Source organism: Sphingobacterium sp. JB170 (assembly GCF_900163865.1).
Lineage (GTDB): Bacteria > Bacteroidota > Bacteroidia > Sphingobacteriales > Sphingobacteriaceae > Sphingobacterium.
Genome location: NZ_FUKU01000071.1, coordinates 21,306 through 34,102, shown reverse-complemented (window position 1 = coordinate 34,102; position 12,797 = coordinate 21,306). Strand labels below are relative to the sequence as shown.

Below are 12,797 nucleotides of genomic sequence, written 5' to 3'. Positions count from 1 at the left end.
CTATTTTTTTGAAATTTAAACAAAGGTTCCTATATTTGCACACCGAAACACAAAAAGGCCCGTTCGTCTAGGGGTTAGGACGTTAGATTTTCATTCTAGAAACAGGGGTTCGATTCCCCTACGGGCTACTAAACAGGAGAAGTGATTATTATCGCTTCTCCTGTTTTCATTTCCGAGTATAATCGATTGATTATCTGTAAGATGCTTCTTACGATTACATTCACCCGGGCGATTCGATAAGTTTTTTTCGTCAAATTTCCGTTTTTCAGGGAATATCGACCCAGTTACGGCTCTCTTTGTATAGATTTCGTCCTCGATATACAGTTTAGGGATATTTACAATACTCTGTAAAGCCCTATCCAAAGACTTTTCTATATTGACTTTCATAACATCCAAACCGTCTTTGCTCAACTGTTCTTTGTAGACCGTACATTCTTTTTTATCTCAAGAAATTCCTCCTTATCAATGGTTTCTGCAAACTACTTGTTCCGTGCGACGGAGAATTTTGCGTTTAGGCGGGTTTTGCATAAACTTTTTGTCGCTGTCCAAAAGTAGCTTTGAGAAGGCTCTTTTTACCACCATTAATTTAAAACTGGAACTCCTAACCACAAAACATCATTTGCTACATCGGCTTTCTGAGGGCAACCAGATGAATAAACGAGTGGCAATAATTACCAAGGTTTAGTTCTGCCTTTAGATGCGCTACCAGTCAGTTGGGACCGCAATCACGGCAAACCAAAACCCTATGAAGGGTAGGTTAACATTAGAAAGGGTTTGGGTGTATGGTCGCTTTGCGCTTCTGCTGCCATCCAGCACTAATGGAACTTTATTGAAAAGTTCCACACTGATAAGCGGTTCATGCTCACCTTGCACCAAATGGACTTCTCGGTCCTTGAATTTTGCGATGAATATCTTACCGTCATGAAACAGATTTCGGATAGCTACGTGAAAAGAACTTTTATTTTTTCGGTTTCGCTTTCATTATAGCGTAATACGAAGAAGTAAAAGCCGAGAGACTTTTGTAGCCAACCCTAAAAGCAATTTGACTTAATGTATATTGCTTTGTATCAATCAATTCAATGCTTTTCAAAAGCCGAATTAACTGCGTATATTTCTGCAACGTTATACCTGTTTCTTGTTTGAATATGCGTTGCAAACTGCGTACAGACATTTTTGCTTTATCTGCAAGTTTGTCAACATCAAAATTGTATTGATAGTTTGCGTTTATGTAATTGCAAACCGGCATCAAACGGGCATCGGTAGGAACAGGGATTTGTAAAAATTTATTTTCATTACAAAAGGATGGCAGACTGTATAGAATTGCCCTTAAAAAGATAGTCTGCTCTTCGGCTAACAGTTTATTCCACTTAGAAGCATACAACAGCATTTCCTTCAATACCGTTGGTGCAGAAAAAACGTGAACGTCCTGATAAAAATCCTGTTCAAAAACCGTTTTAAATAATACAATCATTAAATTGACGGTTTTTGCTTCCGAGGTTATGCTGTGTTCTATATTTGATGGTATCCAGATAACGTGGTTTTGCGGGACGAGATATATTTTTTGGTCAATGTGAAAATACTGATAACCGTCCTCTACATAAGTTAATTGATAGCGTTGATGAGTATGCTCATATTCATCATGTTGCCAATCTTTCTCATACCAAACGTAAGCATCCGCTGATATATCATCTGCATACAAACCTTTACTTTTTTCGGTTAAGCCACATTTCACATTGTCGTTCTGCATATGCTTTTTGGCAAAGTTAATAAAAACGTCATTATTAATTTTGCCATCAAACTTTAAATAAAAAATAAGTATGAAAAAGTTATGTACCTTCTTCACTGGAATATTATTAACATTTACAACAAATACGATTATGGCACAGGAAAAAACAACCAAAATTTTGGTTCTCATCTATTCCGATAATGGCGGAACGTATGAATTGGCAAAAGAAGTAGCTAAAGGTATTGAAAGCGATCAACATGTAACGGCTGTTGTCAAACAAGCTAAGGTTTCTGTAAATCCGAAATTAAAGGATATTCCTGTTGCCACGGTTGAAGAATTGCCAACTTATGATGGCATTGCGTTTGGTTCGCCTGTTTATTTTGGCAATATCAGTACAGGAATGAGTGAATTTCTGTCGAAGACAACTGATCTGTGGACAAACCACGCATTAGAGGGAATGCCGGCGACTGTTTTTATGTCAGCAGGAAGCGGAGCAGGAAAAGAATTGGCTTTACAGTCGTTTTGGAATAGTTTAGCTGTTCACGGAATGGTATTGGTTTCAAACGGTATCAGAGGTTATGAAAACATTGACAAAAACATTCCCCAGGGAAATTCTGTTTTGGGGACCACAAGTCTTGCTTCTTTGAAAAATACAGCAAGACCAAGTGAAAGCGAACGTTATTTGGCAGCGTTACAAGGCAAAAACTTTGCAAAAGTCGCTTCCGCTTTGAAAGGTACATTTTCTAAAACTGTAACAGCAAAGGAAACAAAACAACTGTCAATCAATGATGTATTGAACGAAAAGAATATCGTGTTGCCTACATTGCCCAAATCTGTTGGAAATTATGAACTCTTTTCACGTTCCGGAAATTTGGTATTTATCAATCAGGTATCATTAAAAGACGGCAAAATTTTGAATGCTGGAAAATTAGGCATAGATGTAAACGAAGAACAGGTACAGGAAGCAACAAAGCAAACTATGCTAAACATCATTGCAATCTTGAAAGATGCGGTTGGTGGCGATTTGAACAAGGTAAAAAAATGTGTGCAACTTGTAGGAACGTTCAATACAACAGCCGATTACACTAAACATGCAGATTTGATGAATGTTGCTTCCAATCTTACTGTTGAAATATTTGGAGAAAAAGGCAAACACACACGAAATACAGGTGGAGCATATTCTTTGCCTGTTGGCTCATCGGTTTCTATATCGGCAATTTTTGAAGTGGAATAAATAATCCAAGAAAATAAAATCCGATTATGGCTTAGTACGGCCGTCATTATTCTGATATCAAGAGGATTGCGTTGGTCGATTACGATAGTCAGCTCGTTATTAAGCGAAATCAAAACAACATCGCACCTAAACATTATACAGGGGAGTTTACTCACTTCCATTCCGTTGATTGTGCTTGCCGAATTTTCAATTTTGGTAAGTAGAGTTGCCATTAAAGCCCCTCTCTGTATTGCAGAATATATAAAGGGGGATGTTTACTAAAGATTAGATTATTCAGTATTTAATGATGATAATAGTTCCAAATCTCTAAAAAAATGTTTCGAGATTTGTTCAGTTTGAACTACTAAACAGGAGAAATGATTATTATCGCTTCTCCTGTTTTTATTTCGGAGGTAATCAATTGATTATATGAAAGATATCTCTTACGACTACATTCGAACGAGCGAGCGATTTTTTCGCTAAACTCCAATTGTTCCGGGAGTATCGAACCGATTATATCTGGCCTTTTGTTTATCGCACCCTCGCCGTATATTTTCGGAATGTTTTTTATCTACTTTAAAGCCGTTTCCAGAGATGTTTCTAGATTAATTTTCTAGGCATCAGTACCGTCCTTGCTCAACTGTTCTTTCAAACGATCGATCCGTTTCCCTACATTCATCTTTGATTTCGCGGTATACATCATCAATAATTTCAGACAGCAGATTGTTGCGTGCTACAGATAACCTTGCACGTAGTTTATCTATTTTTATTTCCGTCTAATATCAGTTGCGCCATATTAAAAAGGTCTTTGGTTATTAGCGGTTAGTGCTGACCTTGTACAAGATGTGCTTTTCTCACCTTGAATTTGGTTATGTATATTTTCCCAAAGTATTTCGAGTTGCATATGGCTACGTGGAAATCATTTCAGCCTTTATTTGGCTGGAATAAGGTGCTCATTTTTTGCAGCACTTGGTCACAGGCAAAACCCACCTTTTGCTATTTCGTTAAAAACCCAATGCATGCCTGATACTTCAAGTTCTTTTGACGCAATGTGTTTTCGTCCATCGACTTTGCTCTTGTCGATAGCAGAACGGGCGCTCTGCCCCTTAAACGCCGCGGTCATTCTCTACTTCGGGAACGGAGAGGTATATAGGAAACATCTTCTTATTGACGGGAAAGGACCGACGGACCTAAAGATTGTTCTTCCGCCAGTAGTTTTTTGTTTAGTTTATTACGTTTGCTAACCATTTGATAGGCATCACCTGCGTTACGGCTGAACCTTCCCCTTCGGTAAACCGGATAAGGTCAGTCGGTCTTTGAATTTTTCTTTTAAAACTATTCAACAAAAGCGTTCACGGACAACTATAATCGTGAGGTTGTATAGAAATCCTAAAATCAGTTCGCTATCTTCCTATGCCACGGTAATACCGCATTTACAGAGAAGTTCCATTGCTTCGTCAATAGGTATTTGCTCTATTTTCGGTTCTCTTCTAGGGTGCCTAAATTTTTATTTTGACTAAATCAGTTAGGTGAGCAAGCAGGGCTTGCAAAGTTGCAGTGAGGGTTACACTTGGTGTTCAGAGGCTAAATAATTCATTTGGGATTTTTGTTTTGTTGCGTGCCCACCGGTCGGTAAAGCGAAACCCGTATCAGACCTCGTGTAAACCGAATTCAGCATATCGAATCGACCGACATTTGAGTTTTTTGTTTAGTTTTGTAACACTCGATGAATGAGTTGGCGGTTAGTGTAGAACCATACCCTAAAAACAATGGAATACCGAAAGATAAAGCCCTACAACGACTTAAAATCCTTTATTCATTTCTATTGGGAACTGAAAGGAAACCAACACAACAAACAATGGGAGCGGGTTTTTCCAGATGGCTGTGCAGGTATAGTAATGAATTTGGGAGTTAATTGTTTGACTGATAATGGCTCGTTTTATATGGAGTTCGGAAAAACCTATGTAGTTGGTGCAATGACATCATTCAAGGACAGTTATATTGACTGCGATACGCATTTGTTAGGAGTCTGTTTCAAACCTGGAACCTTTCCTAATTTTTATAACGATGCCTCACAAAATGTATTGACTAACGAAACGGTTGAGTTTGAAAAACCCAATTCATTTAAGATTGATGAAATTTTTAAAAACCCTTTCAATTATCTCAATCAATTTTATACCGACAGGAAAGCAGATAAATCTAATCCATTACAATCCGTAATCAATGACATCCACTCCACGAACGGACAAATCAGTATTGGCATGCTATCAAAACGAAATTTCACAACAGTAAGGCAATTAGAGCGAAGTTTTAAAAAGTATATCGGATTGTCACCAAAAGAATATTCAAATATTATCCGCTTTCAAAACGCTTTGGGTATAATCAAAAATTCAAGTAAAAGTCGAAGTTTTTTAGATATTGCTTTTGAATGTGGCTATTATGACCATTCGCATCTTGCCAATGAAATCAAACGAAATACGGGTTTTTCGCCATCGCAACTTTAAAATGTCGCATTTTTACAAAGTATCAATTGTTTCCTAAAACTAATTTTACAGAAACATCTAAAAACTACAACATATGCGAAAAATTTCACTTTTCATTGCAACAAGTTTAGACGGCTATATTGCAAAACCCAATGACGATCTCAGTTTCTTGAAACTCGTAGAAAAAGAGGGTGAAGATTATGGATATGCAAAATTTACAGAAACAATCGACACTTTAATTATCGGTAGAAGAACCTATGATTATGTCATTAATGAAATTGGTACATCTCATTACGATAATGGACAGAGAGATGTTTATGTCGTAACAAGAACCGAAAGACCGAGTGTAGGCAGAACGACTTTTTATACTGGAAATTTACCCGATTTGGTTGATCGTCTTAAATCCGAAAATGGGAAAAACATATATTGTGACGGTGGAGCAGAAGTAATCAATGAACTGATGAATCACGACTTAATAGACGAGTATATCATTTCGGTCGTGCCGGTTTTATTAGGAAATGGAACAAGATTGTTCAAAGAAGGAAGACCTGAGCAATTACTTGAACTTGTACATACAAAAGCTTTCGAGACAGGATTAATCCAACTGCATTATAGAAGAAAAGAATAAAATCATATCCAAAAAAAGAACAAAAGGTAGTAGAGGTAAAGCGAATCCGCACCGCCCAACCAAAAGTCTACGGCATAATGGCAGTAAAAAAGGAGCGCTGACACAGCGCTCTTTACACTGCCAATTTTTTCGTGAGCTAAAATTCTATAATGGTTACCCCGTCGTAGAGGCCCTAAATGTTCGACCGCAGTTTTTCTGGCAGTTCCTATCTCCCTTTGGTTCGCGAATAGCTGTAATTATTTGCATAGTTTCCCAGGTTATTACATCATTAGAAATGACACTAACTTCTAACGGATCAATATTAAGAAAACACGTCAACCTTTTCTTTCAAGTTTAATTTCACCACTATGGTTCGAAAAACGTTTCAAGAAACTACTAAATTATGAGAAAACAAAATGGGTAATAAAGTCCTTAGGACTCTACTTTCAAACATAAAAGGCTTCAATAAATGATTTTTTTTAGGTCATACGGAAGAATCGAATCACTCGGTTAACATTTTAATTGTTACTAAGCGGTATCTCTGGAATTCAGTTCCAAAGTTATTACATCGCCTATTGGGTCCCATGAGCGAAAAGGACTGATAGCCTACGCCCAGTTTTTAAAAAACATCCAATTATTTCACCTTTTTTCTTATTTTAGATTAACCGCATTTATCTATGTTTTGGAAACCGTTTATAATTATAAATAAAATCTTAAGGCCGAGTCGATTTATTCGGTAAGTATGCGGAGGGTTTTTATAACGCCTGCTAATTCGCGACACAAATTTTTAAATTAACTAATATACACTTAAAACCAGAGTCTATGTAGAAACCACTTACACAAACACAGTCATCTAATAACTAATCTTACTAAAACTAAAACTTATGAAGCTTAATCTGCTCGTACGATATATTCTCGTACTGACACTTACATTGATTTCAATAAGATCCTTTGCCCAAACAACTGAGGTTCAAGGGAAGGTCGTTGATGAGACGGGAGCTCCGGTCATCGGTGCAACCATCAAAGTTAAAGGTACGAACAACGCTACCTCTTCGGACAATAACGGAACATTTTCACTAAAAGATGTTCCAACGAACCCGTTGCTCGAAATATCCTTTATTGGATATGTAACACAAGAATTTCCAGTACAAGGAACGCAAGCAAACATAACATTAGAGCCCAATTTAGGGCAAGACCTTGACGAAGTCGTGGTCGTTGGATACGGTACAGCTCGTAAAAAAGACCTTACAGGTGCTATGGTTACAATCAGTGAAAAAAACTTTAACAGAGGCATTATGACAAGCCCCGACCAGCTGATACAAGGTAAAACTCCAGGGGTGATGGTTATAAATAACACGGGACAGCCTGGTGGTGCAGTGACCGTACGCATACGAGGGAACTCCTCAATCCGAGCAGGAAACAATCCACTATTCGTACTAGATGGTGTCCCAATGTCGGGAAATTCTCCGTTGCCTGCTGGTCGCGGTGATTTTTCCTCAGATCGCGGAAACCCGCTCACCTACCTAAATCCCGGTGATATCACGAGTATGGATATACTCAAGGATGCCTCGGCAACCGCAATCTACGGTTCTAGGGGGGGCAACGGGGTAATTCTTATTACGACCAAAAAGGGACAAATAGGCGAGCCCGTAATTTCGGTCGGCGCATCCACAGGAACTTCACGAATGCGTGAGTATCCCCAAATACTCGATGCTAACGAATTCCGAAACGCCGTAAATTATTATACGCCAGAGGAAATTGGTGACGTCGATTTCGGCGACGATGAGGATGCATTTAAAGCCATCAGCCGCAACGCAATCACCCAGAATTATTACGCTGACATTTCTGGTGGAACCGAGAAAGGTAAGTATCGGCTATCCGGCGGATATATGGATCAGCAAGGAATACTTTTAGGTTCGAAACTAAAAAAATATACGACAAATTTCACGGGAAACTTCCGTTTTCTGGAAAGCAAAAAACTAGGGTTGGATTTTTCCTTGTTTGCAACGCAAATGAATAACCAATATGCGCAGGTAAATGCGATGGTAGGTTCACAAGGAAACTTGATTTCACAGGCATTACAGTGGAACCCTACCCGGCCTCTCCGCGATGAAAATGGCGATCTCACTTTTGTTAGCAGCACCACACGTAACCCGCTAGCGAGCATCGATGCATTTAAAGATCATGGCGTAACTAATACAATAGTGGCAAACCTAGCGCCTTCCTACAAGATTACCGATGAACTGGAATATAAATTTATTTATAGTGTAATGCGTCAAATAGGAAATCGTCGCGGAATGTACAGGGCTGGTATTATCAACCCAAGTGACGAGAAAAATGAAGAAGCTTTCATTTCGAATAATGGCGAGACCAATCTTCAAATGACCCACACACTTTCCTACAACAAGCAAGTAACAGAAAAACTAAACGTGAATGCAGTTGCTGGTTACGAATTTCTCAGCTATGACTTGAACAATAATATGAGCTACGGTCGTGGTTTTGATTATTTGGGCCTTGATTACTGGGATTATCTGCAATACACAGAAATAAACACACGGGAGATCAACTCCTACCGCAGTCCAACAAATGAGCTTCAATCTCAATTTGTGAGGGGAGCATTCAATTACATGGATCGCTATTTACTCACCGCAACGGTCCGTCGAGATGGGTCCACGAAATTTGGTAAAAACAATAAATATGCTATCTTTCCGTCCCTGGCTTTCGCCTGGAACATTGCCGAAGAAAGCTTCTTAAAAGGCAACGAGAATATCGAACAGCTTAAACTGCGCGTCGGCTGGGGTAGAACAGGGAATCAAGAATTTCCTTCGGGAGCGTCACTTAACCGCTTTGTATTTGGTACGGGCGTATACAACCAGACCAACATCAAAAATGACGATCTAAAATGGGAAACCTCGACGACAATAAATGCTGGTATTGATTTTTCACTTTGGAAAAACAAACTCTACGGTTCGGTTGACTTTTTTAAAAAAAGTACGACGGATGCCTTATTTGAACAAACGCTTGCTCCTCCAGGACCTGCAGGCCGTATCTGGGTGAATCTAGATGGCGAAATTATAAATAAAGGTGTGGAGATAGCATTAACAGGAAATATCCTTAGAAAAGAGGATTGGAATTGGGATCTCTCTGCAAACGCCACGTTCCTGAAAAATAGTGTCTCGGGTCTACTTGGATATTATGAAACAGCGGCACTACGAGGTCAAGGTTTCTCCGGGGTGACAGGACAACGCATGATCAACGATCAACCACTAAATGTCTGGTACCTTGCTAAATACGAAGGAATAGATCCTGCCACAGGGCAGAGCCAATACCTCGGTCTAGATGGTAGCATTAGCACAACGAATGATCCAGCGACAAACAAGTTTTATGTTAATAGTCCAAATCCGAGTACGCTGCTCGGTATTTCAACCAATCTCACCTATAAGAAGTACAGCTTAGGTATTAATATGAACGGTGCATTTGGCCATTACCTATTCAACAATACAGCGGCAACTACACTTGGTATAAGTAACCTTTCATCGAGGAATATTGGCTCAGCGTTTTTTGATACCAGCGTAAAAGAGTCGACATCAAACTCCGCAGCGCCGTCAACCCGTTACCTTGAAAAAGGTGATTATTTGAAACTTTCAAACATGACACTTGGCTATCGCGTGGGGGATATTGGAACGACTTTTAAAAATTTCAATATTTCACTCACTGGACAAAACCTATTTGTTATAACCAACTACACAGGTTTTGATCCAGAAGTAAATACGGACGGATCAAGTGGAGGAATTGCTTCCTTAGGAATTGAGTATCTACCCTACCCTCCTGCAAGAAGCATTTTACTAGGCGTTAATTTTTCACTTTAACTCGAATAAGAACTTACAGATATGAAATCTATATATTTAATTTACATAACATTATTGGGGACTATGGTCTTCAATTCATCTTGTACAAAGCTAGAGGAAGAGTTTCGAGGGGAGCTCGAAGAAGGTAGTGGAGAAATTGTTGATCCAGCCGCCCTACTCACATCGGCCTATTCAGCTTTCAATACGCCCTACCAACAAGAACAGCGGTGGGTACTACAGGAAATATCAACGGATGCGGCAATGGCTCCGACCCGTGGAGGAGACTGGGATGACAACGGGATGCACCGCTCAATACACCTTCATGAATGGAATGCTGACAATGGTTATATGAATAACACCTTCGTCAGTTTAGGTACACTAATATTCAACGCGACGAATGTGTTAAGATTTAATCCTTCAGAACAGCAAGCCGCTGAGGCTCGGTTTATTCGAGCGGTAGCCACATTTGACTTTATTGACCTATTTGGAGCTGCGCCGTTACGTGAGGGCGAATCACTAGACGATTTTCGAATCCCGCCGATCGTGATGAATCCGGACGAAGCAATGGATTTTATTGTTACCGAGTTAAATGAAGCGATTCCCGCGTTACCTGAAGGAAGTCCAAAAACGGCCTACGTTGCAAGCAAAAATGCCGCAAGAGCTCTGCTGATGAAGGTGCATTTAAATAGAGGTACCTTTAACAATCGTCAATCTCCTACGTTTGATCCTTCGGATATGAACCAGGTGATTGCGCTAGCGAAGGAGATTACTGCTTCGGGGAATTATAGTATTTCCCCGAAAGGAAAATACTTCGATAATTTCGCCCCCGACAACGATCAAAAATCAACAGAAAATATCTTCACGCTCTACAACGAAAATGGCATCCGTGGGGGTGCGGTCGATAGAACTTGGAATACCGTGGCACATTACAACATGAATCCAGGAGGCTGGAACGGATGGTGTACGCTATCGGATTACTATGACAAATTCACCGACACGGACGAAAGAAGGGGGATATACTACGAATATCCAGCTGATACCACCTCCAACAGAAAACTAAGCTTTAAACGCCAAAATGTGGGATTTTTCGAGGGGCAGCAGTATAATTGGTCAACCAATAAACCGCTAATGGCACGAAACCCATCTAACGCCGCACTGAAGTTCACAAGAGAAGTAACCATACGCACCTCGGGGGCAACATTAGAGACAGCAGGAATTAGACCCTTAAAGTATGCATTCGACTATGCTAGCAACGGACAACGAAACAATGACTGGGTGGTTTACCGCTACGGAGACATCATTTTAATGCAGGCCGAGGCAATCTTAAGAGGAGGTAATGGAGCAGATAGTGAGGCCTTGGCTTTAGTGAATAGCATACGTACTGCAAGAGGAGTTCCAGCGTTGAACACATTAACGCTTGAGAATTTGCTCGATGAACGTGCCCGAGAGCTCTATTGGGAAGGCTGGAGAAGGCAAGATCTAATTCGGTTTGGACAGTTCCTTCAGCCGTGGCAAGAAAAGCAGGCAGATCCGGACCCAAAAACCCTGGTGTATCCAATACCAAGTCAACAAATCCCGGTAAATCCGAACTTAACACAAAACGAAGGATATTAAAATTCAAATTCCTAAAAAGGGGCTTGATCTAACGATTGAGCCCCCTTTTATTATTTCTATAGACGCAAACAGGCCGGGTGACCGTCGTTTAGTGAATTCCCTTCCACCACTCCCTATTGACGTGAATATCTTGCAGACTGACGACTTGGCCCACCATTGGAGTAATTATACGCACGCCCTTTTCTTTTGCTGCTTTTGTCACACGAATTAAAGGTTCATCCCATGCATGATTAGCAAGCGGAAATTTACTTGAATGAACAGGTATTGTATATCGGGCCTGCAATTCATCCGCTACAAGAACAACCTCTTCGGGCATCATGTGAATATATTTCCACATCAGGTTATACTGTCCATTCTCGAGTATCGCAAAATCAAAGGGACCATACTTGTCACCAATCTCCTTAAAGTGTTTTCCGTACCCACTGTCGCCTCCAAGAAAAATATTCTGCGATCCCTTTAACACAAATGATGACCATAAAGTCGAGTTGCGCTTAAATGTTCTTCCGGAGAAATGACGGGCAACGGTGGAAGTAAATTGAAGTCCGTTTACGCTTGCTGTTTCTCCCCAATACAATTCGGTGATGTCTGCTGCAGGAAAGTCCCACCGCTCCAGGTGACTACCCACACCCAGGCCAGTAACAATATGCTTAACCTTATGCTGTAATTTTTTGAAAGTATTATAATCAAGATGGTCCCAATGATCGTGGGTAATAACCATAATATCAATCTCGGGCATATCCTCTGCTGTATATTCGTACTGGTAATCAAAAGCGCGCACACTAATCCTTACCGGTGTTGCATATTTGCTAAATACGGGATCCACTAAAATGCGCTTTCCGTCGAGCTGGAGGTAATACGAAGAGTGCCCGAACCACACATACAAATTACTGTCGAGCGGCAAACTTTTAAGATCTGTTTGCTTCACCGGTATCGTGTCCTTTGGGACATTACGTTTGTCCTTATCAAAAAAGAACCCTTGAAGCATTTCCAGTGTGGTAACTCCTTCGGGTGTCATTGGCGTATTTTCCACATTATGAAAAGCACCATCTTTGTATGTGGGCGCATTTTGCATACGTTCAAGCCTTGCTCCGGAAGAATGATCACCAAAACGAGCGTGCTGTAGGTAAGTAAACGTACCTATAACTAGCAGCACTAAAAGAACTAATAAAACTTGTATCATTCGAACAAATATTTTTTTCATAGAAAATCCCCGCGAACCCACCGATCACCGTAATCGGCTAGGTGGAATAACATATTGAAACTACAACTTACCATCATAACACAACATCATAGTAACTTAACTAAT

At 40.1% G+C, this 12,797-nt stretch carries 7 protein-coding genes and 1 tRNA gene; 6 read left to right on the top strand and 2 right to left on the bottom strand.

All coding sequences use genetic code 11. The annotated features are described in order from the left end of the window. Positions 1-56: 56 nt before the first annotated feature. A tRNA-Glu gene (locus FM107_RS18305) sits at positions 57-128 on the top strand. Between the two features lie 830 nt (positions 129-958). On the opposite strand, the gene FM107_RS18300 is transcribed toward FM107_RS18305, so the two are convergent. Next, the gene (locus FM107_RS18300) at positions 959-1,747 is read right to left on the bottom strand and encodes an AraC family transcriptional regulator (protein ID WP_086949925.1); all 789 of its coding nucleotides are present in this window, start codon (positions 1,745-1,747) and stop codon (positions 959-961) included. Positions 1,748-1,817: 70 nt separating this feature from the next. Between FM107_RS18300 and FM107_RS18295 the strand changes: the two genes are divergently transcribed. The 5 genes from FM107_RS18295 to FM107_RS18275 all read left to right on the top strand — a co-directional run bounded on the left by FM107_RS18295 (position 1,818) and on the right by FM107_RS18275 (position 11,491). Beyond that, the gene (locus tag FM107_RS18295) at positions 1,818-2,960 is read left to right on the top strand and encodes an Atu1372/SO_1960 family protein (protein ID WP_086949924.1); all 1,143 of its coding nucleotides are present in this window, start codon (positions 1,818-1,820) and stop codon (positions 2,958-2,960) included. Positions 2,961-4,708: 1,748 nt separating this feature from the next. Further along, positions 4,709-5,443 carry a helix-turn-helix transcriptional regulator gene (locus FM107_RS18290; protein ID WP_086949923.1) on the top strand — a complete coding sequence of 245 codons (735 nt, stop codon included), beginning with the start codon at positions 4,709-4,711 and terminating at the stop codon, positions 5,441-5,443. A 73-nt stretch (positions 5,444-5,516) separates the two neighbouring features. Continuing rightward, positions 5,517-6,050, top strand: a complete 534-nt coding sequence (locus tag FM107_RS18285; protein ID WP_086949922.1) for a dihydrofolate reductase family protein — start codon at positions 5,517-5,519, stop codon at positions 6,048-6,050. An 863-nt stretch (positions 6,051-6,913) separates the two neighbouring features. After that, a complete protein-coding gene (locus FM107_RS18280; RefSeq protein ID WP_086949921.1) occupies positions 6,914-9,898 on the top strand; it encodes a SusC/RagA family TonB-linked outer membrane protein in 2,985 nt (994 codons plus the stop codon). Positions 9,899-9,919: 21 nt separating this feature from the next. After that, a complete protein-coding gene (locus tag FM107_RS18275) occupies positions 9,920-11,491 on the top strand; it encodes a RagB/SusD family nutrient uptake outer membrane protein (RefSeq protein WP_086949920.1) in 1,572 nt (523 codons plus the stop codon). Between the two features lie 88 nt (positions 11,492-11,579). Here the strand turns inward: FM107_RS18275 and FM107_RS18270 are convergent, their stop codons facing one another. Beyond that, a complete protein-coding gene (locus tag FM107_RS18270) occupies positions 11,580-12,671 on the bottom strand; it encodes an MBL fold metallo-hydrolase (protein ID WP_086949919.1) in 1,092 nt (363 codons plus the stop codon). Between the last annotated feature and the right edge of the window lie 126 nt (positions 12,672-12,797).